Genomic DNA, 22,524 nt, shown 5'->3' on the forward strand with positions numbered 1-22,524 from the left:
GCCCGCTCAGGGCCGGCCCGGGTCGTCGGGGTCGGCCGGGCGGGGGATGGCCACCGTCGGGCCGTCGTCGCCGCGGGTCATGACGGTGGGCGGGTCCTCCTGGGCGCGAGCGGAGTCGATCGGTTCGACCTGCCGCGCCGGGGCCGGGTGCTGCGGGGTCACCGGCCGGGGGGCGGTGCGACGGCGGTGCCGGTCGAGCGCCACGGCGGTGCCGGCGATCGCCAGCACCACCAGCACCCCGACGGCGAGGACGAGCACGGCGACCGGCGTCATCAGGCGTGGCGATCCGCGGAGGGCACGCAGAGGACCGGCCGGCGCGAGATCTGCAGCAGCTTGTGCGGCACCGAGCCGAGCAGGGCGCCGCGCAGCGGGCTCTCGTTCCAGGTGCCGACGACGATGACGAGTGCGTCGTGCTCCTCGGCCGCGGCGATCAGGGCCGGGGCGGGCCGGGAGTCGACGACCTCGACGATCACCGAGACCCCGGCGGCCTCCGCGGCCGCGACGGCCGGTGCGGCGATCTCCTCGTCCATGTCGTCGATCGCCTCGCGGGCCTCGTTGGCCTCCTCGCCGACCGAGCTGGGCGGCGCGACGCCGTGCACCAGCACCAGCGGCACGTCGAAGCTCCCGGCCAGCTCGATGGCGATGTCCAGTGCCCGGTGCGCCCCGGGCGACCGGTCGTAGCCCAGCACGATGCACTTGCCACTCGCCACGTGCCTCAGCCCTTCTCGGTGTCGACGGTCTCCGGCGCGATCCCGGGCCGTTCCTGCCAGAACCGCGCGTCGTGCAGCCGCCAGCCGATCATGAACACGATACCGACCAGGAAGATCCCGACCCCGATCACCAGCGGCGGCCCGAATCCGAACCACGAGACGCCCGACGAGCTCGCCTCGGGGTCGTTGAGGTCGGTGACGGACAGGACCAGCAGGTAGAGCAGCAGCGCGGAGCCGACGAGCGGCCCGATGCCGATCAGGATCAGGTTGGACGCGCTGCGCAGCAACTGCCTGCGGTAGTAGACGGCGCAGGCGATGCCGGTGAGCGAGTAGTAGAACGCGATGAGCAGCGACAGCGCGGTGAGCGAGTCGAACAGGGCGTTCTCGCTGATCAGGTAGATCAGGACGTACCAGCCGATGGCGATGGCGGCCACCGTCCAGGTCGACACGTCCGGGGTGCGGAACCGCGGGTGGATGTGCGCGAGCCGTCTCGGCATCGCCGCGCGGCGGGCCATCGACAGCCCCGTGCGCGACGCCGGGATGATCGTGGTCTGGGTGGACGCGAGCGCCGCGGTGGCGACGGAGACCAGCAGCACCCAGTCCCAGCCACCGAGTACCTGCTCACCGAGCAGCGCGAAGATCAGCTCGGCCTGGTCCTGGTTGTCGGCGAGGAAGCCCGTGCCGGCGAACGCCACCACCGCGTAGGCGACGGAGATGTAGGTGACGAGCAGGACGACCGTCGACACGATCGCGGCCTTGCCCGGCGTCGACGCGGAGTCGGTGGTCTCCTCGGTGAGGTTCACCGCAGACTCCCAGCCCCAGTAGGCGAACACCCCCAGCAGCAGGCCGGCGGTCAGTGCCGCGCCGCCCTCGGCGAACGGGTTGAGCCAGGAGAACGACGGGGTCTCGGCGTCGAAGGGGGTGTCCCCGGTGGCCGCCCGCACCAGCGCGACCGCGGCGAACACCAGCAGGGACACCACCTGCACCAGGATCAGGACGTTCTGGAACTTCGCCGAGATCTCGGTGCCGAGCACGCACAGCACCGTCATCGCGAGCACGACGACCACGACGATCGGGATGACGACGGCGTTGTTGCTCGCCAGGTCGTCGAGGTTCAGGGCGAGCAGCGAGAAGCGGACGGCGGTGTCGGCGAGCGAGCCCGTGACCAGCACGCCCGTCATCGCGATAGACCAGCCGCCGATCCACCCCAGCCACGGCCCCATCGAGCGCGTGACCCAGGAGAACGTGGTGCCGCAGTCCTGGTCGACCCTGTTGAGGTAGTAGAACGCCGAGGCGATGAGCAGCATCGGCACGAACGACGCCAGCAGGACCCCGGGCGCGTAGACGCCGACGAGCGCGACCACCGGCCCGATGATCGCGGCCAGCGAGTACGCCGGCGACGTCGACGCGAGGCCGATCACCAGCGCGTCGACGAACGAGATGGCGCCCGGCTTGAGCTGCGCCTCGGGTGCGGCGACAGGTTCGGCACTCATCGGGAAGTTATTGCACTCCGCGCCGTTCACCCACAAGGGCTGCCCGGTTACGTTGCTGTTCCGCAGTGCCCGATGCGTTCTTCCCGGACCGAGGTGCGTCATGCGAATCCTTCTCGTCGGGGCCGGCGGGGTGGGCGGTTCGGTCGCGGCGATCGCGGCCCGCCGCGGGTTCGTCGAGCGCCTGGTGGTGGCCGACTTCGACCTGGGTCGCGCGCAGGCCGTCGTGGACCGGGTGGGGGATCCGCGGTTCGTCGCGGTCCGGTTGGACGCCACCGCCTCCGCGGGGGTCGCGGCGATGCTGGCCGAGCACGGCTGCACCGCGCTGCTCAACGCCACCGACCCGCGCTTCGTGATGCCGCTGTTCCGGGCGTGCCTGGCGGCGCGGGTGACCTACCTGGACATGGCGATGTCGATGTCACTGCCGCACCCGGTCTCCCCGCACACGCACCCGGGCGTGATGCTGGGCGACGAGCAGTTCGCCCTCGCCGACGAGTTCGCCGACGCCGGAGTGCTCGCGCTCGTCGGCATGGGGGTCGAGCCCGGCCTGTCCGACGTGTTCGCCCGCTACGCCGCCGACCACCTGTTCTCCGTCATCGACGAACTCGGCGTGCGGGACGGCTCCGACCTCGCCGTCGAGGGTCACGGGTTCGCGCCGCCGTTCTCGATCTGGACGCTGATCGAGGAGTGCCTCAACCCGCCCGTGGTCTGGGAGCGCGACCGCGGCTGGTTCACCACCGAGCCGTTCAGCGACCCCGAGGTGTTCGACTTCCCCGAGGGGATCGGGCCGCTGGAGTGCGTCAACGTGGAGCACGAGGAGGTGCTCCTCATGCCGCGGTGGGTCGAGGCCAAGCGCGTCACCTTCAAGTACGGGCTGGGGTCGCACGTGATCGCGGTCCTGCGGACCCTGCACGAGTTGGGGCTGTCGTCGACGGTCCCGGTGCAGGTGGGCGGGGTGTCGGTGTCGCCGCGCGAGGTGGTGGCCGCGTGCCTGCCCGATCCCGCGACGCTCGGTCCGACGATGACCGGCCGCACCTGCGCCGGGCTGTGGGTGAGCGGCGTCGGCGTCGACGGGGAGCCGAGGGAGGTCTACCTCCACCACGTCGTCGACAACGCCTGGTCGATGCGCGAGTACGGCTGCCAGGCGGTGGTGTGGCAGACGGCCGTCAACCCGGTGGTGGCACTGGAACTGCTGGCGACGGGTGTCTGGTCGGGTCGGGGGGTGCTGGGTCCCGAGGCGTTCGACGCGGTCCCCTTCCTCGACCTGCTGACGGCGTACGGCTCGCCCTGGGGGATGCGCGAAGGCGGCTGACCCGACCCGCCCGGGTGGTGCTGGCACCACTCCGATCGGCCGGGTGCCGTCCTGGGGCGGGGGCCTGCGCGCGGCGATCCTGGTCTCCCGATCATGCACACCCGAGGAGACCCCGGTGACCGTCCACGCCCCCGCCGCCACCCCCGTCGACACGACGCCCGTCCGCCGCACGCCGTGGCCCTACGCCGCACTCGTGTCCGGTCTCGCGGCGGGCGGGTCCACGTTCTTCCTGGCCCAGACGCCGGAGAGCTTCGACGGCCCGCCGCAGGCCACCACCGGCTTCCTCGTCGAGCGGCTCGCGGACCCCGGCACGGTGCAGGCCGGCGGCACGCTCGCCCTCGTCGGCCTGGCCGCGTCGCTGGTGTTCCTGCTCGGTCTCACCCGCTTCCACGCCCGGCACGCCCCGCGCCGCGGGGGGCTGGTGGAGGCGCTGCGCTGGACGTCGATCGCCTTCCTGGGGGCCGGAGCCGTCGGGGTCCTGCTGCGCTACGTCGCGGCGAGCGGGGTCCCGGGCGGCACCGACTCCGCGTTCTACTCCCCGGAGGCCGCGGTCACCCTCGCCGTGCTCGCCGACCAGGCCGCCTTCGGGGCGTTCCTGCCGGGGCTGGCCGTGATGACCGTCGTCGGGCTGCTCTCCGTGCGCGACCGCGTGCTGCCGCTGGGCGTCGGCGTGGTGGCGCTGGTGCTCGCCGCGGCCTCGACCGCCGCGACCGTGGTGCTCGGCCTGCCCTACAGCGCCGGGCTGGTGTGGCCGCTGTTCGCGGTGGTCGTCGGCGTGGCCGGGCTGGCCTCGCGTCGCCCGGCCTGAGCGTCAGTGGTGTGACGGCGCCACGTCGAGGGCCGGGTTGGCGTCGAAGAAGCCCGTCGGCTTGAGCCAGAAGCTCACGGTGTCGGCGGGCATCACCGGCCAGTCCTCGACGCGCGGCACGTGGTGGATGCCGAAGACGTACCAGAGCACGACGTCGGCGTCCTCCACGCTGCGCTGCTGCGCGGTCCACACCGGCAGGCCCTCGTCGACCGCGGACTGGTTGACGAACTCGCCGCAGGGCCAGCGCTCGTCGGCGTCGAACGGGGTGACCCACAGCGTGTGCCCGATGACCTGCGCCCGCGCGAACACCGACGACGCCGGGTCGAGCATCGGCGGCACCGCCGCGCCGGGCACGAGCTTGTAGGCGACGGGGGTGCCGTGGGCGTTGCGGCGCGAGGGGTTGGTGACCTTCCACGCGCGCTGGGTCTCCCACCGGTAGTCCTGCGGCCCCTCGACGGTGATCGGCTCGCTGCGCTGGACGAGCGCGAGGCCGTCGGGGTTGTCGGGGCCGATCGGGGGCTGCGCCGTCTCCGTCATGACGACGGTGTTGCCCTCCCCGTCGACGTCCATGTCGAGGCGGGCGACGATGAAGTGCTGGTGGATCGGGGCGTAGGTGTCGCGATCGACGACCACGCCGTAGGGCGGGGCCTCGCCGACGAACGGGGTCGTCACCATGATCCCGGTGGCGCGCACCTCGCACTCGATGGAGCCGTCCTCGTAGAGGCGCCAGTAGACGAGGTACTCGTAGTTGGCCACGGTGACGTGCGTGGAGATCACCATGCGGCGCATCCGCCGGACCTCCGCCCCCGCCCGGCCGTCGACGTGCTTCCAGAGGATGCCGTTGTCCTCCTCGTGCAGGCAGATCGCGTTGCGGATCTCCTGCGGCTCGCCCGCGGTGTCGTGCAGGACGGCGTCGAGGTAGCGGATCTCGCCGAGGCAGTCGCAACCCAGCTCCAGCGACGTCGTCATGAAGCCCAGGCCCCACTCGCCGATGTCGAAGGCGGTGCGGTCGGCGTGCTGGGGGGTGGGGTCGCGGTAGGGGACGACCATCTCGGCGAACGAGAGCCGGTGCGCGATCGGCCGGACCGTGTCGCCGTCGGCCCAGCCCAGCTGGTGCAGCACCAGCCCCTCGCGGTGCGTGAACCCGATCCGGACCCGCCAGTTCTGCCAGCTCAGCGCGTTGCCGTCGAGGGAGAAGGAGACGCCGTCGGGCTGGGTGATCTCCAGCGGCCTGCGTCCGGTGCGTGCCCGGTACCCGGGGATGTGGGCGGGGACGTACTCGCCCTGGACGTCGGGGCGGCCGGGGTCGCCGTGGTCGGCGATCTCGAGGAGCTCCATCGTGTTCATGTCGACGATCAGCCGCAGCCCCGCCACGGGGTGGGCGTAGGGGTTGGAGCCCGGTGCGTCGCGCAGCCACACGTCGCACCAGCCGACCCGGCGCCCCCGGTAGGCCTCCGGGAGCCGGGCGGCGCCGTAGGTCCAGACGTCGATCAGGGCCAGCGACGGGTCGGGGACACCGCGCGCGGCCAGCGCGGCGACGACGTCGGGGTGCGCGCGCAGGGTCTCGTCGCACTCGTGCCACTCGTCGACGGTCGCGTTGGGCTGCTGGCCGGGGTGGGCGTCCCAGGAGACCAGCGCGTCGGCGGTGAGGTCGAGCAGCGCGACGTGCGGGACACCGGTGGTGGTGTCCCAGACCAGTGCGCGGGCGTGGCGCGGCACGTCGTCGCCGTCGCGGTGGGCGGCCACCGCGGCCTTCGTCGGTTCCCGCAGCTCGATCCCGGCGATCCGCCACGTCGGGCGGGCCACGTCCTCCTCCCGGCGGAGCAGGGCGGCGACGTGGCGGAACTCGTCGGCGGTGAGGGGATCGAGCGGGTGCGTCACGCGTGCAGTCTGCCTTCCCGTCGTCACCGGTGGCGCTACCCGGCGGGCGCAGGTACCTTGTGAGACATGGAACCAGGCCGCACCAGGAAGTCGATGAGCGAGCTGCGCCGCGGCACCGTCGCCTTCTGCGTGCTGGCCCTGCTGGATCTCCGCGAGTACTACGCCGTGGAACTGGTCGCCGAGCTCGCCGGGCACGAGGCCCTCGCGGCCGGTCAGGGGACGATCTACCCCCTGTTGTCGCGCCTGCGCACCGACGGGCTGGTCGAGACGACGTGGCAGGAGTCCCCGTCGGGGCCGCCGCGCCGCTACTACCGGCTGACCGACGACGGCCGCGCGGCACTGGAGACCTTCCGCGGCGAGTGGGTCCGGTTCCAGACCGCCGTGGACGCACTGCTGATGAGAGGACGGACATGACCGACCACGACCCGACGCACGGAGCCCGCCTGATGACCGCCCCCACCCCGGCCACCGCGCTGGTCGAGGACTACCTGACCCGGCTGCGCACCGCCACGTCCGACCTCCCGCAGGCCCCGCGTGCCGAGCTGCTCGACCAGATCGGCGCGCACCTCGCCGAGACGGTCCCGCCGGGCACCGACGAGACGGCCGCGCGCCAGGCCCTCGACGAGCTGGGCCGCCCCGAGGAGATCGCGGCCGCGGCCCGGGCGGAGACCACCCCGGACGCCCGGCCGGACCGGTCCGGGTCAACGGCCTACGACGTGATCACCGTGCTTGCTCTGCTGGTCGGCGGGTTCGTCGTCCCGCTGCTGGGCTGGGTGGCCGGGATCGCGATGCTGTGGAGCGGCCCGCGCTGGAGCACGCGCGAGAAGGTGCTCGGCACGCTGGCGTGGCCGCTGGCCGTCGTTGCCCTCGTCGTCGGGCTCTGGGCCCTGAGCATCCAGCCGGGAGGGATCGCCGGCCTGGTCGGGCTGGCGGTGCTGGTGGTGGTCCTCGCGGCAGGTTTCGTGGCCATCTTCGCCTTCCTGCTGCGCGTGGCGCTGGCCCGGGGCTGAGGGGCCGCCCGGACGCTACGGTGCCCGGTGATGCAGCCGCTCCCCGAAGGTGTCTACGAGTCCCTGCGCACCGCGGCCCTCGACGCGGACCTGGCCCGTTCCGCGGCGCTCACGCCGCGGTTCGCGGTCGTCGATCCCGCCGACGAGCCGCACGTGCTCGCCCGGCACGTCGGAGCCGCCGTCGAGCGGGCGCTCGCCGGTGAGCGGGACCCTGCCCGACGGCTCGCGCTGGTCAACGACCTGCTCGGGCGGGTGGCCGCCGTGCAGGATCGGGTCGGAACGAGTGCCGAGCACCTGGTGACGCTCAGCCGGGAGACCGCGCCGGGCGTCCACCGGCTGGAGCGCCCGCTGACGCCGCTGTCGTCGGCCGCGCTGCTCACCAACGCGCGCGGCGAGCCGTCGCTGATGACGGAGCTGCGCGCCGAGCTGGCGTCGGCCGACCGCGTCGACCTGCTCTGCGCGTTCGTCCGCTGGGCCGGCATCCGCGTGCTGGAGGAGCAGCTCGCGGACCTGCACCGCCGCGGCGTCCCGTTCCGCGTCATCACCACCACCTACGTCGGGGCGACGGAGCAGCGGGCCGTCGACGCGCTGGTCCGCCGCTTCGGCGGGGAGGTCAAGGTCAGCTACGAGACCACGACGACGCGGCTGCACGCCAAGGCGTGGCTGTTCCGGCGCAACTCCGGGTTCGACACCGCGTTCGTCGGCAGCAGCAACCTGTCGCGGTCGGCGCTGGTGGACGGGCTGGAGTGGAACGTCCGGCTGTCGTCGATCGCCACGCCGGACCTCGTCCGCAAGTTCGCCGGCACGTTCGACAGCTACTGGGCCGATCCGAGGTTCGTCGACTACGACCCCGACCGCTCGGAAGATCACGACCGCATGCGCGACGCCCTGGGTCGCGACCGCGTCGAGGTCTCGGCGGTGTCCGGGCTGGAGGTCCGTCCGCACCCGCACCAGTCGATGATCCTCGACGCGCTGGACGCGGAGCGGATCCTGCACGACCGCCACCGCAACCTCGTCGTGGCCGCGACCGGCACGGGCAAGACGGTGGTGGCCGCGCTCGACTACGCCCGCCTGCGCACGACGCTGCCCCGCGCGCGGCTGCTGTTCGTCGCCCACCGCCGGGAGATCCTGGAGCAGTCGCGGCGGATGTACCGCGAGGTGCTGGCCGACGGCGCGTTCGGCGAGGTGTACGTCGGCGGGGAGCGGCCGGAGCGGTGGGAGCACGTGTTCGCGAGCGTGCAGTCCCTCGCGGCGTACGGGGTGGGGCGGCTGCCGGCCGACCACTTCGACGTCGTGGTCGTCGACGAGTTCCACCACGCCGAGGCCCCGACCTACCGACGGCTGCTCGACCACCTCGCACCCCGCGAGCTGCTCGGGCTCACCGCGACGCCCGAGCGCGCCGACGGCACCGACGTCCGCGACCGGTTCGGCGGCCGCACCGCCTACGAGCTGCGCCTGTGGGACGCGCTCAGCGCCGACCTGCTGGTGCCGTTCCACTACTTCGGGGTGGCCGACGACGTCGACCTGCAGGGGATCGAGTGGAAGCGCGGCTCCTACGACGTCGCCTCGCTCGACGCGGTGTACACCGGCAACGACGCGCGGGCGGCGAAGGTCGTGCGCGAGACGAAGGACAAGGTCACCGACGTGTCGCTCATGCGCGCGCTGGGGTTCTGCGTCTCGGTCGCGCACGCCCGCTACATGGCCGAGGTGTTCACCCGCGCCGGGATCCCCAGCCTGGCCGTCGACGGCTCGACCCTGGCCGCCGAACGGGCGGACGCTCTGCGCAAGCTGCGGGCGCAGGAGGTCAACTGCCTGTTCGCGGCCGACCTGTTCAACGAGGGCCTCGACCTCCCCGAGATCGACACCGTCCTGTTCCTGCGGCCCACCCAGAGCGCCACGGTGTTCCTGCAGCAGCTCGGCCGCGGGCTGCGCCGGGCGCGGGGCAAGGCGGTGCTCACCGCGCTGGACTTCATCGGGCAGCACCGTCGCGAGTTCCGGTTCGACGTCCGCTACCGGGCTCTGACCGGCAGCACACGCAAGGCCCTCGTCGACGACATCGAGCGCGGCTTCCCGTTCCTCCCGTCCGGGTCGCAGCTGGTGCTGGACCGGGTCGTCGAGAAGATCGTGCTCGACAACGTGCGCCAGCAGTTGCGGGTCACGCGCCGCGCGCTCGTCGCCGACGTCCGCTCGCACGGCGACCTCGCACTGGCCCGCTACCTGGAGGAGTCGGGGCGGGAGCTCGTCGACGTCTACCGGTCGGGTTCCTGGACCGGCCTCCGACGTGACGCCGGCCTGCCGACGCCGCCCGCCGGCCCCGACGAGGACGCGCTGCTCAGGAAGACCGTCGCGTTCGTACACGTCGACGACCGGGAACGGGCCGAGGTCTACGCCGCGCTGGCCGATCCGTCCGGCCCCGCCTACGACGACCTGACCGACCGTGAGCGGAGCCTGGCCCGGATGCTGTTCTTCCTGCTGTGGCCCGACCGCGGCGGCCACGCCACGTACGACGACGGCCTCACCCACCTGCGTCGTCATCCGGCGGTGTGCGCGGAGATCCGCGAGCTGGTGGCGCTGCAGTTCGACCGCGTCCGGCACGTCCCGCGGCCGCTGGGGGAGGGACTGCTGCACGTCCCGCTGCTCAGCCACGCCCACTACCGGCGCGAGGAGATCCTCGCGGCGCTCGGCTGGGCGTCGCTGACCCGCAAGGCGCACGGCCACGCCCAGGGCGTGGCGTGGGCGCCGGAGACCGGGACCGACGCCCTGCTGGTCAACCTGCGCAAGACCGAGCGCGACTTCTCCCCGACGACGATGTACCGCGACTTCGCCCTGAGCCCGAACCGGTTCCACTGGGAGTCGCCGAACGCGACGACGGTGGCGTCGGGGCCGGGGCAGCGGTACCTGACCGGCGGCTCGCACGTGGCGCTGTTCGTGCGGGAGACCCCGACCGACGACCTGGGTCCGGCCCCGTTCCTGTGCCTGGGGCTGTGCCGGTACGTCGAGCACGTGGGGGAGCGTCCGATCGCGATCACGTGGTCGCTGGACCGGGCCATGCCGGCGGAGGTGTTCCGGACGGCGTCGGTGGTGGCGTCGTGAGGCGAGAGGACCCCGGTGCGGGCGATCGGGCGTGCGAGGACGGCGTCGGAGATCGTCGAGGGGAGGCGCCGTGAACGTCGACGTCGAGAGGCTCGACGAGGTGTGCCGCCGGTACGGGATCTCGACGCTGCTCGTGTTCGGTTCCGTCGCCCGCGGCGACTCCACGCCGGCCGGCGACGTCGATCTTCTCTACGACCTGCGTCCCGGTGCCCGTCTCGGCTGGGAGATCGACGACCTCGCCGACGAACTGGCCGAGGTGTTCGGTCGGCCGGTCGAGCTGGTTGCCCGCACCGCCCTGCATCCGATTCTCCGGGCCACCGTCCTGGAGGAGGCCAGGCCCTTCTATGCAGCGTGAGCTTCCTCTGCTGCGCGAGATGATCGACGCCGCCGAGCAGGCGCAGATCCTCGTCGCGGGCCGTTCCGCGAGCGACATCGACGCCGACCGGCGGCGTCGCGACGCGTTGCTGTGGAACTTCACCGTGCTGGGCGAGGCCGCCACCCTCGTGTCCGACGAGACCGGAGCGCGGTTCCCGGAGATTCCCCGGCGCAGTCCGGCCCGCCTGCGCAACCGCATCGTGCACGGCTACTGGTCCGTCGATATCGGAGTCCTGCACACGACCGCGACAGATCAACTCGGCGCGTCCGTCCAGATGCTCCGCCGCGCGGCGACCGCGCTGGACACGGGCGAGTGACTCGACACTCCGGCAGCCCGTCCGGATCCTGACGGAACGGTGCGAGCACTGTCCGTAACATCCGATCCCGACGGCCCGAAGAGAGGATGGGCACGGGCACGTCGGGGGGAAGTACGGCATGGCGAAGTTGAGCGCGATCCTGGACCAGATCGACGGCGGGACGATGCTCCTGCCGGAGTTCCAGCGCGGGTACGTCTGGAACCGGGACCAGGTGCGCGGCCTCATGCGGTCGCTGTACCGGGGCTACCCGGTCGGTGCGCTGCTGGTGTGGGAGACCGACACCTCCGAGCAGGCCGTACGGGGTGCGGTGGGCGCTCGGGGGACGAAGTCGCTGCTCCTGGACGGCCAGCAGCGGGTCACCACCCTCTACGGGCTGATCCGCGGCCGCCCGCCGGCGTTCTTCGACGGCGATGCGGAGGCGTTCTCCGGGCTGCGGTTCAACGTCGAGACGGAGTCGTTCGAGTTCTACGGCCCGGTCAAGATGAAGGACGACCCGCGCTGGATCGACGTCACCGCGCTGTTCGTCGACGGTCCCACCGCGGTGGCCAAGGACCTGCACGGCCACCCCGACACCGCGGCCCGGTTCTTCGAGTACCTCGACCGCCTGCAGACGCTGCGCAACGTGCTCGACCGCGAGTTCTACGTCGACGCGATCACCGGTCCGGACAAGACCGTCGACGTCGTCGTCGACATCTTCAACCGCGTCAACTCGGGCGGGACCAAGCTGTCGAAGGGCGATCTGGCCCTGGCGCGGATCTGCTCGGAGTGGGCCGACGCCCGCCCGATGATGCGCAACAACGTCGAGCGCTGGGCCGCCGACCGCAACGTCCGGTTCACCCCGGACTGGCTGCTGCGCAACGTCAACGCCGTCGTCACCGGCCGGGCCTCGTTCTCGGCACTGGAGGACGTGTCTGCGGGTGACTTCCAGGACGCGCTGTTCAAGACGCTGCACAACGTCGACCACCTGCTCGACCTGTTCTCGTCCCGGCTCGGCCTCGACCACGACCGCGTGCTGTTCGGCCGGGCCGGGATCCCGGTGCTGACCCGCCTGCTGCACACCCGCGGCGGCCGGTTCGCCGACCAGGCCGAGGCCGACCGCGCCCTGTGCTGGTTCGTGCACGCCGCCGTCCGCGGCCGCTACGCGGCCTCCGGTGAGACGACCCTGAACCGCGACCTCGAGACCGTCGACCGCGACGGCATCGACGGCGTGATCACCAGCCTGCGGCGCATCCGCAAGGGACGGCTGACCATCGACCCGCAGGACTTCGAGGGTGACGGCCGCGGCTCACGCTCGTACCCGCTGCTCTACCTGGTGACCCGCACCGGAGGTGCGCAGGACCTCCTCAGCGGCCGCCCGCTGGGCGCCGACACCGGCGCCATCGAGGTGCACGAGATCTTCCCGCGTGCCCTCCTCGCCCAGGCCGGCTACTCGCGCGCCGAGATCAACTCGGTCGCCAACTACGCGTTCGTCACCCCGTCGACGGCCACGGCGCTGCACGGCCGCGAGCCGCGTGAGTACCTGCCGGGTGTCGCCGCGCGGGACACGCAGTGGATCCCCGACGGCCTGTGGCGGCTCCAGGACTACCCGAAGTTCCTCGCGGCCCGGCGCAAGCTGCTGGCCGCGGCGGCGAACGACTTCCTGGGCGAGCTCATGGCCGGGGCGCTGCCGGAGTCGCGGGTCCTCGTCCCGGTGGAGGTCACCGAGGACGCCGCGCCGCCCGACGCGCGCACCGCGCAGGTCGCGGCCCTCGTCGAGGAGCTGGCCGGCCTCGGCTACGCCCGCCCGCTGCTCGACGAGGAGATCACCGACGCCGAGACCGGCAAGGTGCTCGCCGTCGCCGAGGCGTTCTGGCCCGACGGCCTGCAGGTCGGCCAGGGCAAGCCGGTGGTGCTGGAGCTCGACCCCGAGGAGGCCGACCTCCCGCGGCTCACCGAGCTCGGTTGCGAGGTCTTCACCTCCGCCGACGCCCTGCTCGGGTACGTCCAGCGGCTCGGCGAGGTGGCGTCGGGCGACCGCACCTCCGCTGCGGGGTTCTCCGAGCAGACGGGTGGCGACGACACGCTGGAGACCGCCCTGTTCGTGATGATGGCGCGGAGCAAGGCCGAGCTGCAGTACGACCCGGTCCAGCTGCGGGAGATGGTGCACGCGCTCGGTGCACTCGACGCCGTCCGCCGGATCCTCAACGCGCCGACGCCCAGTGACGGGTTCCGTCGCCTGTGGGAGGAGCAGCGTCTGGAGTTCTCCGTGGAGACGATCGCCCTGCGGTTCCCCGCACTGTTCGCGCCGAGCGAGCTGGCGACGGCGCGGCAGCGGCTGCGCGACGCGGGAGCGGCGGAGGGCCAGCGCGCACTGCAGGACTGACCGGCCTACGCGGTCATCCGCTCCAGGAACTCCCGGGTCTCCGGATCGGTCGAGTAGACGGCCGTCGCCCGCATGCCACGCGTGAGCAGGACCTTGTAGGTGTTCCGCACCAGGGCCGGGAACTCGAGCTCCGACGCCTTCTTCACCTGACCGTCGAAGGACCGGTCCCGGCGGGCGACCCAGTGGCCGTCCCGGCGGACGAAGTCGTCACCGAAGATCACCCCGGACCAGTCGTACTCGAAGCCCTGGGCGGTGTAGATGCAGCCGACCTGGCCGAAGCCGCGCGTGTCGCTGGCCCAGAAGTGCGAGGCGGGGGCGCCCGGTACCGGTTTCTCCGGCTTGGCGTTCCACGGCCGGCGCCACCCGCCGATGGCGACGTCGTCGACCAGCGTCTTGGTGCCGTCGACGACCTCGGGGTCGCTCCAGCGCCAGCAGTAGCCCGCCGCGATGCGGGCGGTGTCACCGGCGTCGGGACGGCGGGTGAGCAGCCAGGACTCCAGGGCCTGTGGCGTCGGCAGGGCCGCGACCTCGTAGGTCTCGTCGGTGTCGCGCGTCAGCTCCGACCAGGGTGCGGGATCCAGGTGGGTGAGGCCGAGCAGCCGCTGGACCCACTGGTCGTAGACCTGCGAGCCACCGCAGCGGAACTGCCCGGCGAGGTGCACCACCTCCACCCGGCAGCCGGCTGCCTCCGCAGCCGCGCGGATCTCCGTCTCGTTGCCCATCTCCCCGGGCCGCACGACCTGCTGCTCGTCGAGGAGGAAGACCGGCGTCCGGGCGACGTCGATGAGCTCCTGGACCTGCCGCTTCGCCTTCTCGCGCTTGTCGGCCTTCGTGAACCGGTTGACGCTGGTCTCGCGGAGCCGGTGCGCCTCGTCGCAGATGAGCATGTCGAGACTGTTGGGCGGCTCGCCGATGAAGGTGTTGAAGTAGACGAACATCTGCTGAGCCCGGGTGCTGCGTGATCCGACGACGATCTTGCGCATCGTGTTGGTGAACGAGCTGGAGCCGGTGGCGTGCAGCACCGATCGGCCCGTGCGACTGAGGTTGCCGAGCAGGCTCAGCGCGATCACACTCTTGCCCGACCCCGGGCCGCCGATGACGATCACGACCGTCTTCGAGTTGTCCCGGTCGGCGCGCTCGACGGCCTGCTCCACCGTCTTGTAGGCCACCTGCTGCTCGTCGAGCAGGATGAACTGCTCGCGATCCTTGATCTCGGCGGCGGCGTGCCGCAGCAACTGCTTGGACGGCTCGATGTACGCGTCCAGTAGATCGTCGGCGGCGGTCCGTGCCCCCTTCGCCGTGGCCGGGTCGGTGTCCAGCAGGGACATGAGCCGGTCCAGGAACTCCTGCCGCTTGTCGCGGGTGTACAGCTGCCCGTACTCGTCGATCGAGTACTGCGACAGCTTCCACCCCGACGCTCCCGCGTTGTGCAGGTAGGCGAGGCCCCAGACGCCACCGTGGCCGTTGGCGAGCATCGGGGTGAAGTCGACGAGCTGCTGGCAGTAGCGACGGACCTGCTCGGCCGGGTGCAGTACCGGCTGGCCGTACTGCGGTACGCGGACGAGGTCGTCGCCGACCGACTCGGCGTTGGTCCACTGCTTGAGCTCCACCAGCACGTACGACGGCCTGCCCGTCCTCGGATGTACGCCGCAGAGCAGCGCGTCCACGCGCTTCGGCGTGTACGGGAGCTTGTGTTCCAGGAGCACCTCGACGTGACCGAGCCCGGCGTACTGCAGGTCGGCGAGGAACTCGGGGAGACTGAGCTCCCACGACCGCATCTCGCTGGTGCCGGTCCCGGCGTCGAACTGGATGCGTGCCTGCTGGGCCAGCAGTTCGTGCAGCTCCTTGGCCTGGGCCTTCTCCAGCAGCGCACTGGCGTTGTCACGGAACAGAGCCACTCGGTTTCCCCCACGAGGCACGCGTCATCGGCGTGCGGGTGGGGGCAGCAACGAACTCGCGTTCGGTGCCCGTCGGGCCGCGAGGGGGACTCTAGGGGAGGGGGGCAGCGGTCGAAGCGGCCCCGGCGCGTCCGTGCCCGTGACGCCGCTGTTCCGATCGGGTGCCGGTCGGGTCCCGGCCCGAAGATCGGCAGGGCGTCCACGTGCGAGGGTCGCGATCTCGTCCACCGTGATCGGCACCGATCGCACACCATCGCCCTGCAGGAGGCCGCAGTGTGCGGACGATCGCGGTCCCGCGCGCCCGCCCAGGGTCGGGTTCGAGCCGGTGGGGCTTCGCGTTGTGCCCGACCGCGTCAGACGTCGCGGAGCCAGTTGGCCGCGGTCTGGCGGGAGATGCCAAGCGCCTTGGACATCGCCAGCACTTCGAGACCCTCCTCCTTACCTGCCGCCAGCAGCTCGCGCTGGCGGACGCGGAGGTGCTCGATGCCGGCGGCGACCTGGGTCATCTCGGCCAGGAGTGCCTGGGCATCGGCGGTCGCCCCGCTCCGGGACCGGCCCACGCCGGGGCGGGGGAAGGTGCGGACGGCGTCGGCGTCCCAGGTCCGGCCGTCGGGGAGCGGGGCGGGGGCCTGCCCGCGGGAGACGTAGCCGTGCCACGTCCCGATCTTGACGCCCCAGGCGTCGGCGCACTCCTGCGCGGTCCAGGTCGTCATCGCAGCGACCACAGCGTCTCGGTGAGCCCGGGGAAGGTCGGGTCGTCGCGCAGGATCGTCTCCAGGTCGCGGCGGGCGTCCTCTCGCCGGTTCTGCGAGAGATCGACGCGGGCCCGTTCCAACAGCGCCCGGTGCCGGACGGAGGAGGCGCGGGGGACGCGCAGCGCCTCCTGCAGCGCCTCGCGGGCGGCGTCGGGGTAGCCGAGCTCGGCCCAGGCGCGGCCGCGGAACACCAGCAGCAGGGCGGTGGCGTCGTCGGCGTTGACGGTCGTCCCCGTCAGGTCGACCACGTCGGCGTGCCGGCCCGCGTCGCTGTAGAGCTCGGTGAGGGAGAGCGCGGCGGGGGCGGTGGGGTCGGCCTGCTCGACGGTCCAGATCGCCGCGTCCAGGTCACCCGCGGCCTGGTGCAGCTCGGCGACGGCGAGCAGCACGACGTCGTGGGCGATCCCGAGGTAGGCGGTGGCGCCGTGGGCGATCTGGACGGGCCAGGTGCGGTCCGCGAGATGGCGGGTCGTGAAGGGGTGGTCGCGCAGTGCCGCCGTGCCCTGTGCCGCGACCCAGCCGAGCAGCTCCCGGGAGCGGACGGGGTCCGGCTCGGCGAGGCCGTCGAGGGCTGCGGCGAGGAGGCAGGCGGTGGGGTCGGCCCGGCCGTGGGTGCGGGCGACGTCGGCGTAGCGGCCGGTGTGCAGGGCGTCGAGGAGGTCGCGCTCCCAGGGCGGATCGACGGGGGCGGCCGGCGCGGCCCAGGTCGGCGGCGGGGGCACGGCGGGGGTCGGCGGGGCAGGGGCGGGTGGCCAGGACGTGGGCGGTGCGGACGCGGGAGCAGGCGGCGGTGTGGGTGCGGGCGGCGGTGCGGGCGGCGGTGTGGGTGGCGGTGTGGGTGTGGGTGTGGGTGTGGGTGCGGGCGGCGGGGCCGGCCGGTTCGCGCGCGGCTCGCGCAGCGTCGTCGAGTGGACCAGGCCCATCCGCGCCAGACCGACGGTGCTGCTGATCCGGCCGCCCGGGTGCCGGGTGAGGCGCGCGTTGCGCGGCCCGACGGAGTAGCTGACGCCGCTGTTGCTCACCGTCACGTGCACGCCCGGGAGGATCTTGACGCTCTTGTGCAGCCAGAAGCCCACGGGTGCTCCTACAGCTCGTAGCCGGCGGGGACGGGCGGGTGGCGCCAGTCGATGCCGGGAGGTGGGGGAGGGGGTTCGTCGTCGATGTCGACGCCGAAGTCGCGGGCGAGCCCGGCCAGTCCGTCGCGGTAGCCCTGCCCGACCGCCCGCACCTTCCACTGCGCGCCGCGGCGGTACAGCTCCACGGCGACGGCCGCGGTCTCGGCGTCCAGCCCGTCCATGACGAACGACGCCAGCGGCTCGCCCGAGCCGCCGCTGACGCTCGCGCGCACCGGTCCGAGACCGGCCAGCGACCCCCCGTCCGCGCTGACGGCGAACGCGACCGCGTCCACGGCGTCGTCGAACCCGTCGAGGTCGACGTCGATCCGGTCGGTCACCTCGCCACCGGCCCGCTTCCCGGCGTGGACGACGCGGCGGTCGGCGGAGGCGGGCTGGTTGTAGAAGACGAAGTCGGCGTCGCCGCGCACCCGTCCGCCCGCGAGCAGGAGGGCGGAGAGGTCGGCCTCCAGGCCGGCGACGGCGGCCCAGGTGCAGGTCACGGTGACCGAGCGGGTGGGCGGGAGCGCGGTGTTGGCGCCCTTCGTCAGCTGCACGGCGGACAGGCTACGAGGTCGCGTCAGCGGGCGACGTAGTGGCTGAGCAGCGCCTGCACCTCGTACACGTCGACGCCCTTGCCGAACTGCTTCGCGATCGGCACGGGGCTGCCGGAGAGCCAGATCTTGAGCTCGGCGTCGAGGTCGAACGTGCCTGCGGTCTCGACGCTGAAGTGCGTGATCGAGCGGTACGGGACGGTGTGGTACTCGATCTTCTTCCCGGTCAGACCCTGCTTGTCGACGAGGATCAGGCGTCGGTCGGTGAACAGGAACGCGTCGCGCACGAGGAGGTAGGCGGCGTGCACCTGCTCGCCCTGGCCCAGCAGTCGCCCGTACTCCTGCGCCGCAGCGGCCGGGTCCATGCGGGAGGCGTTGCCCATGATTCCGCCGAGGAAACTCATGAGCCCACCTTGACATACAACCAATCAGTTGTATGTTTGTCACATGGCCGAGGACGACGAGGACCGGGCGGACGCCCTGTTCCACGCGCTCGCCGACCGCACCCGGCGCGACATCCTGCGCCGCGTGCTGGCCGGGGAGCACTCGGTCTCCGCGCTCGCGGCGGGCTACGAGATGAGCTTCGCCGCGGTGCAGAAGCACGTCGCCGTGCTGGAGAGGGCCGGCCTGCTCACCAAGCGTCGCAACGGGCGCGAGCAGCTGGCCAGCGGCGACGTGGCGGCCGTGCGGTCGGTGGGCTCGATGCTCACCGAGCTGGAGCAGGTCTGGCGCGGCCGCATCGCCCGGATCGACGAACTGATCGCCACCGAAGAGGAGCACTGACATGCCCGTCACCGACGTCTCGCACGACATGGACACCCGGACCCTCACGATCGTCGCGGAGTTCGCGGCGCCGCTCCAGCGCGTCTGGCAGGTCTACGCCGACCCGCGCCAGCTCGAGCGCGTGTGGGGCCCGCCGACGTACCCGGCCACCTTCGTCGACCACGACCTGCGCCCCGGCGGTCGCGTGACCTACTACATGACCAGCCCGGAGGGCGAGAAGTTCGCCGGCTACTGGGAGATCGTCACCGTCGACGAGCCGACGGGCTTCACCTTCGACGACGGCTTCGCCCACGAGGACTTCACGCCGAACTCCGACCTGCCCGTGTCGCACAACGAGTACCGCTTCGTCGCGTTCGACGGCGGCACGCGCGCGACCTACGTCGGCACCTACGCGAGCGCCGACGCCCTGCAGAAGGTGCTGGACATGGGCATCGTCGAGGGTGCGACGGGCTCCATCAACCAGATCGACGGGCTGCTGGCGACGTAGCGGCGAGCACGTACTCGCGGAAGGCGTCGGCCGCGGCGGCGGAGAGCGGGCCCGGCGCGGCCGGGAGGTCGCGGCCGTCGATCGCGGCGACCGGCTGGACCTCGCGCGTGGTGGAGGCCAGGAACGCCTCGTCGAGATCGCCCAGCTCGTCGCGCCGCAGGCTGCGCTCCGTCGCCCCGGAGACGGCGAGGACGTGCCGGCGGGTGATCGAGTCGAGGACGTGGTCGGCGAGCGGCGGGGTGTGCAGCGCGCCGTCGAGGGCGTAGAAGAACGCCGAGGTCGGGCCCTCCAGGACCGTGCCGTCGGGGGTGACGAGCAGCGCCTCGCCCGCTCCCGCCTCCTTCGCCAGCCGCGACGCGTGCATGTTGGCGGAGTACGACAGCGACTTCACCGCGTCGAGCACCCGGGTGGGCGCGTACTCGACCGTGGCGAGTGCGATGGTCGGGGCGACGTCCGGGGGCGGCGCGAGCACGATCACCCGCCGCCCGCCGCGGGTGAGGAGCAGGCGCACCGTGCCGTCGACGGCGCCGGCGCGGTCGAGGAGCGCGTCGACCTCGGCGAGTGCGGCGTCGAGGTCGAACTCCAGGCGGACGTTCGCCGCCGAGCGCCGCAGCCGGGCGACGTGCTCGTCCCACGCGAAGGGCCGGCCCGCGTAGAGCCGGGCGACCTCGAACACGCCGTCGCCGCGCAGCAGCCCGTCGTCGGTGACCGGGATCGTCGCCGTCGCGGCCGGGCCGATCACGCCGTCGACCGATGCCAGTTCGTCCACGGGGTCCGACCCTACGTCCCTGCGCGCGCGGCGAGTCCGTCGAGGATCAGCTCCAGGCCGTAGCCGAACTCGTCGGCGTAGGCGTAGTCCCGGCCCCTCATCTTCTCGGCCACCAGCTCGGTGAGGTGCGGGTAGGTGTCGGCGGGCAGCTCCAGCGCCGCGACGAACTCCTCGGTGCCCTCGCCCGGCTCGAACGGCAGGTTGACCTCGGTGAGCACGAATCCGTAGACGTACGCGTCGAGCACGGAGAATGCGTGGGCGGCCAGCGCGACGCCGAACCCGTTGCGGCGCAGGCACCCCAGCACGGAGTCGTGGTGGTGCAGCAGCGCGGGGAGCGGGTTGCTGCGCGACTCGACGAGGCCCAGTGCCCACGGGTGTCGTGACAGCACGGCCCGGGCGGACGCGGCGCGGTCGGCCATCGCGGGGCGCCACGGCCGGTCGGGTGCGGGGAGCTCGATCTCGCCGTAGACGCGGTCGGCGAGTGCGTCGAGCAGGGCCTCCTTGCCGGCGACGTGGTGGTAGAGCGACATCGCCTCGACGCCGAGCTCCCTGCCGACGTTGCGCATGCTCACGAGGGCGAGGCCGCCCCGGTCGGCGACGCGGACCGCGGCGTCGACGACGCGCTCGGGACTCAGGGCGGGACGGCTGGGCACGGCACCTCCTTGCGGGCTTACGACTGTAAGGCTACCGTGTCGGCAACAGACTTACACGCGTAAGGGGACGCCATGCGGGCAGCAGTCGTCAGCGAGTACGGCCCACCGGACGTCGTGCGTGTCGCCGACGTGCCCGACCCGGTCCCGCGGGCGGGGGAGGTGCTCGTGCGGGTCGTCGCCACCACCGTGAACTCCGGCGACGCGCGGATCCGCGGCGCGCGCTTCCCGCGGGGGTTCGGCCCGCTCGCCCGACTCGCGATCGGCCTGCGCGGGCCGCGGCGGCCGGTGCTGGGCGTGGTGTTCTCCGGTGTGGTCGAGGCGGTGGGCGTGGGCGCTGCCTTCACGGTCGGCGACGAGGTCTGCGGGATGACGGGCGCGAAACTGGGGGCGCACGCCGAGCTGGTCAGGGCGGCGAAGGTCGTCCGGAAACCGGCGGAGGTGTCGCACGACGACGCCGCCGGGGTGCTGTTCGGCGGCACCACCGCACTGCACCTCCTGCGCGACGTGCGGCGCGGGCAGTCGGTGCTGGTCGTCGGGGCGTCGGGCGCGGTCGGCACGAACGCGGTGCAGCTCGCGGCGCACGCCGGCGCGACCGTCACGGCCGTCTGCGGTGCGGCGAACGCGGAGCTGGTTCGGGGCCTGGGTGCGGCGCACCTCGTCGACCACCGGCGCACGCCACTCGCGGAGATCACCGACCGGTTCGACGTCGTGCTCGACACCGTCGGCACGCTGGACCCCGCCACCGGCCGTCGGCTGCTCACCGACGACGGGGTGCTGGTGCTCGCCGTCGCCAGCCTCGGGGAGACCGTGCTGCCGCGGCGGCGGGTGCGGGCAGGCGTGACGCCGGAGCGGCCCGCGGACTTCGCGCTGCTGCTGGAGCGGGTGGCGAAGGGGGAGCTGCGGGTGGTGGTCGACGAGGTGGTCGGGTTCGACGGCATCGTCGCGGCGCACCGGCGGGTGGACTCCGGCCGCAAGGTGGGGAACCTGGTGCTGCGGCCGTAGCGGATCGTGACCGTCGTGACAGTTGGGTTGTGTACGACACGATCCGGGGATCCCGGACCCGTGAGCATCACCGTGAACGCCTACGCCACCCCCGCCGCGAAGGCCCCGTTCGAGAAGACGACGATCGAGCGCCGGGACCTCCAGCCGAGCGACGTGCTGATCGACATCAAGTTCGCCGGCATCTGTCACTCCGACATCCACACCGCCCGCGACGAGTGGGGCGGCACGAACTACCCACTCGTTCCCGGTCACGAGATCGCGGGGATCGTGTCCGAGGTCGGTTCCGCGGTGTCGAGGTACCGCGTCGGTGACCGGGTCGGTGTCGGCTGCATGGTCGACTCCTGCCGCGAGTGCGTGAACTGCACGGCGGGCGAGGAGCAGTACTGCCTGAAGGGCAACGTCGGCACCTACGGCGGCGTCCTCGACGGCAGGCCCACCGACGGCGGCTACGCCGAGAAGATCGTCGTCGACGAGAACTACGTGCTGGGCATCCCCGAGGGCGTCGAGCTCGACGAGGCCGCGCCGCTGCTCTGCGCCGGCATCACCCTGTACTCGCCGCTCAAGCACTGGGGTGCGGGCCCGGGCAAGAAGGTCGCGATCGTCGGTCTCGGCGGGCTCGGCCACATGGGCGTCAAGATCGCCGCCGCGCTCGGCGCCGAGGTCACGGTGCTGTCGCAGACGCTGTCGAAGGAGGTGGACGGCAAGAAGTTCGGCGCGCAGCACTACTACGCCACCTCCGACGACGCCACCTTCGAGCAGCTCGCCGGCTCGTTCGACCTGATCGTCAACACCGTGTCCGCGCAGTTGCCGATGGAGAAGTACCTGTCGCTGCTGGGTCTGAACGGCACCCTGGTCAACGTGGGTGCGCCCGCCGAGCCGCTCGAGGTCCCCGCGTTCGCGCTGATCCCGATGCGGCGCAGCTGGGCCGGTTCGATGATCGGCGGCATCCGCGAGACCCAGGAGATGCTCGACTTCTGCGCCGAGCACGGCCTGGGCGCCGAGATCGAGGTCATCGACGCCTCGCGCATCGACGAGGCCTACGACCGCGTCGTCGACAGCGACGTGCGGTACCGCTTCGTGATCGACGCGGCCACGATCGCCTGAGAACGACCGTAACCCGCAGCGCCCATCACCCGTTGGGGTGATAGTCGAT

General features: G+C 72.5%; 23 protein-coding genes. 12 read left to right on the forward strand and 11 right to left on the reverse strand.

Annotated features, from left to right (window positions below; all coding sequences use genetic code 11):
- Nucleotides 1–6: 6 nt before the first annotated feature.
- From I4I81_RS01450 to I4I81_RS01460, 3 genes are read right to left on the reverse strand one after another with little or no spacing between them, the layout of a single operon-like run.
- Complete coding sequence (locus I4I81_RS01450; protein WP_218615740.1) at nucleotides 7–273, reverse strand: hypothetical protein; 267 nt, start codon at nucleotides 271–273, stop codon at nucleotides 7–9.
- Nucleotides 273–710, reverse strand: coding sequence for a universal stress protein (locus I4I81_RS01455; RefSeq protein WP_218606043.1), 438 nt, complete (start codon nucleotides 708–710; stop codon nucleotides 273–275). Before I4I81_RS01455 ends, I4I81_RS01450 begins: the two co-directional genes overlap by 1 nt.
- 5 nt (nucleotides 711–715) lie before the next feature.
- Nucleotides 716–2,203 carry an APC family permease gene (locus tag I4I81_RS01460; RefSeq protein WP_218606042.1) on the reverse strand — a complete coding sequence of 496 codons (1,488 nt, stop codon included), beginning with the start codon at nucleotides 2,201–2,203 and terminating at the stop codon, nucleotides 716–718.
- Between the two features lie 100 nt (nucleotides 2,204–2,303).
- On the opposite strand from I4I81_RS01460, the gene I4I81_RS01465 reads away from it, so the two are divergent.
- Together I4I81_RS01465 and I4I81_RS01470 are read left to right on the forward strand one after the other, a co-directional pair.
- Nucleotides 2,304–3,512, forward strand: coding sequence for a saccharopine dehydrogenase family protein (locus tag I4I81_RS01465; RefSeq protein ID WP_218606041.1), 1,209 nt, complete (start codon nucleotides 2,304–2,306; stop codon nucleotides 3,510–3,512).
- 115 nt (nucleotides 3,513–3,627) lie between these two features.
- Nucleotides 3,628–4,320 carry a hypothetical protein gene (locus tag I4I81_RS01470; RefSeq protein ID WP_218615741.1) on the forward strand — a complete coding sequence of 231 codons (693 nt, stop codon included), beginning with the start codon at nucleotides 3,628–3,630 and terminating at the stop codon, nucleotides 4,318–4,320.
- Nucleotides 4,321–4,323: 3 nt separating this feature from the next.
- On the opposite strand, the gene I4I81_RS01475 is transcribed toward I4I81_RS01470, so the two are convergent.
- Nucleotides 4,324–6,228 (reverse strand): primary-amine oxidase, encoded by a 1,905-nt coding sequence (locus tag I4I81_RS01475; RefSeq protein ID WP_226363679.1) that lies wholly within the window; start codon nucleotides 6,226–6,228, stop codon nucleotides 4,324–4,326.
- 39 nt (nucleotides 6,229–6,267) lie between these two features.
- Here I4I81_RS01475 and I4I81_RS01480 point away from each other — a divergent pair, with 39 nt between their 5' ends.
- The 6 genes from I4I81_RS01480 to I4I81_RS01505 all read left to right on the forward strand — a co-directional run bounded on the left by I4I81_RS01480 (nucleotide 6,268) and on the right by I4I81_RS01505 (nucleotide 13,358).
- On the forward strand, nucleotides 6,268–6,615 hold the full coding sequence (locus tag I4I81_RS01480) for a PadR family transcriptional regulator (RefSeq protein ID WP_218603808.1): 348 nt from the start codon (nucleotides 6,268–6,270) through the stop codon (nucleotides 6,613–6,615).
- Nucleotides 6,612–7,211 carry an HAAS signaling domain-containing protein gene (locus I4I81_RS01485; RefSeq protein WP_218603807.1) on the forward strand — a complete coding sequence of 200 codons (600 nt, stop codon included), beginning with the start codon at nucleotides 6,612–6,614 and terminating at the stop codon, nucleotides 7,209–7,211. The genes I4I81_RS01480 and I4I81_RS01485 overlap by 4 nt, the downstream gene beginning before the upstream one ends.
- Nucleotides 7,212–7,238: 27 nt before the next feature.
- The gene (locus I4I81_RS01490) at nucleotides 7,239–10,304 is read left to right on the forward strand and encodes a DEAD/DEAH box helicase (protein ID WP_308187725.1); all 3,066 of its coding nucleotides are present in this window, start codon (nucleotides 7,239–7,241) and stop codon (nucleotides 10,302–10,304) included.
- 70 nt (nucleotides 10,305–10,374) lie between these two features.
- Nucleotides 10,375–10,659 carry a nucleotidyltransferase family protein gene (locus I4I81_RS01495; RefSeq protein WP_226363680.1) on the forward strand — a complete coding sequence of 95 codons (285 nt, stop codon included), beginning with the start codon at nucleotides 10,375–10,377 and terminating at the stop codon, nucleotides 10,657–10,659.
- Nucleotides 10,649–10,996 (forward strand): HepT-like ribonuclease domain-containing protein, encoded by a 348-nt coding sequence (locus tag I4I81_RS01500; protein ID WP_218603804.1) that lies wholly within the window; start codon nucleotides 10,649–10,651, stop codon nucleotides 10,994–10,996. Before I4I81_RS01495 ends, I4I81_RS01500 begins: the two co-directional genes overlap by 11 nt.
- A gap of 118 nt (nucleotides 10,997–11,114) precedes the next feature.
- Nucleotides 11,115–13,358, forward strand: coding sequence for a GmrSD restriction endonuclease domain-containing protein (locus I4I81_RS01505; RefSeq protein ID WP_218603803.1), 2,244 nt, complete (start codon nucleotides 11,115–11,117; stop codon nucleotides 13,356–13,358).
- Nucleotides 13,359–13,363: 5 nt separating this feature from the next.
- On the opposite strand, the gene I4I81_RS01510 is transcribed toward I4I81_RS01505, so the two are convergent.
- From I4I81_RS01510 to I4I81_RS01530, 5 genes are all read right to left on the reverse strand, one after another.
- Nucleotides 13,364–15,256, reverse strand: coding sequence for a DUF2075 domain-containing protein (locus I4I81_RS01510; protein WP_226363681.1), 1,893 nt, complete (start codon nucleotides 15,254–15,256; stop codon nucleotides 13,364–13,366).
- Nucleotides 15,257–15,609: 353 nt separating this feature from the next.
- Entirely contained in the window at nucleotides 15,610–15,969 is a 360-nt protein-coding gene (locus tag I4I81_RS01515; RefSeq protein ID WP_218615742.1) for a hypothetical protein, read from the reverse strand.
- On the reverse strand, nucleotides 15,966–17,087 hold the full coding sequence (locus I4I81_RS01520; RefSeq protein WP_218615743.1) for a DUF4236 domain-containing protein: 1,122 nt from the start codon (nucleotides 17,085–17,087) through the stop codon (nucleotides 15,966–15,968). The genes I4I81_RS01515 and I4I81_RS01520 overlap by 4 nt, the downstream gene beginning before the upstream one ends.
- A gap of 8 nt (nucleotides 17,088–17,095) precedes the next feature.
- Nucleotides 17,096–17,680, reverse strand: a complete 585-nt coding sequence (locus I4I81_RS01525) for a TerD family protein (RefSeq protein WP_218615744.1) — start codon at nucleotides 17,678–17,680, stop codon at nucleotides 17,096–17,098.
- A 23-nt stretch (nucleotides 17,681–17,703) separates the two neighbouring features.
- Nucleotides 17,704–18,081 carry a PH domain-containing protein gene (locus tag I4I81_RS01530; protein WP_218604799.1) on the reverse strand — a complete coding sequence of 126 codons (378 nt, stop codon included), beginning with the start codon at nucleotides 18,079–18,081 and terminating at the stop codon, nucleotides 17,704–17,706.
- Between the two features lie 43 nt (nucleotides 18,082–18,124).
- Between I4I81_RS01530 and I4I81_RS01535 the strand changes: the two genes are divergently transcribed.
- Together I4I81_RS01535 and I4I81_RS01540 are read left to right on the forward strand one after the other, a co-directional pair.
- Complete coding sequence (locus I4I81_RS01535; protein ID WP_218604798.1) at nucleotides 18,125–18,460, forward strand: ArsR/SmtB family transcription factor; 336 nt, start codon at nucleotides 18,125–18,127, stop codon at nucleotides 18,458–18,460.
- A gap of 1 nt (nucleotide 18,461) precedes the next feature.
- Nucleotides 18,462–18,947 carry an SRPBCC family protein gene (locus I4I81_RS01540; RefSeq protein ID WP_218604797.1) on the forward strand — a complete coding sequence of 162 codons (486 nt, stop codon included), beginning with the start codon at nucleotides 18,462–18,464 and terminating at the stop codon, nucleotides 18,945–18,947.
- On the opposite strand, the gene I4I81_RS01545 is transcribed toward I4I81_RS01540, so the two are convergent.
- Together I4I81_RS01545 and I4I81_RS01550 are read right to left on the reverse strand one after the other, a co-directional pair.
- Nucleotides 18,916–19,716, reverse strand: coding sequence for an aminotransferase class IV (locus I4I81_RS01545; protein WP_218604796.1), 801 nt, complete (start codon nucleotides 19,714–19,716; stop codon nucleotides 18,916–18,918). The genes I4I81_RS01540 and I4I81_RS01545 overlap by 32 nt on opposite strands.
- Nucleotides 19,717–19,727: 11 nt before the next feature.
- Nucleotides 19,728–20,369, reverse strand: coding sequence for a TetR/AcrR family transcriptional regulator (locus I4I81_RS01550; RefSeq protein WP_226363682.1), 642 nt, complete (start codon nucleotides 20,367–20,369; stop codon nucleotides 19,728–19,730).
- A gap of 72 nt (nucleotides 20,370–20,441) precedes the next feature.
- On the opposite strand from I4I81_RS01550, the gene I4I81_RS01555 reads away from it, so the two are divergent.
- Together I4I81_RS01555 and I4I81_RS01560 are read left to right on the forward strand one after the other, a co-directional pair.
- Entirely contained in the window at nucleotides 20,442–21,371 is a 930-nt protein-coding gene (locus tag I4I81_RS01555; protein WP_218604795.1) for an NAD(P)-dependent alcohol dehydrogenase, read from the forward strand.
- 60 nt (nucleotides 21,372–21,431) lie between these two features.
- On the forward strand, nucleotides 21,432–22,475 hold the full coding sequence (locus tag I4I81_RS01560) for an NAD(P)-dependent alcohol dehydrogenase (RefSeq protein WP_218604794.1): 1,044 nt from the start codon (nucleotides 21,432–21,434) through the stop codon (nucleotides 22,473–22,475).
- Nucleotides 22,476–22,524 lie beyond the last annotated feature (49 nt).

The sequence above is a fragment of the Pseudonocardia abyssalis genome, assembly GCF_019263705.2.
In the GTDB taxonomy this organism is placed as follows: Bacteria; Actinomycetota; Actinomycetes; order Mycobacteriales; family Pseudonocardiaceae; genus Pseudonocardia; species Pseudonocardia abyssalis.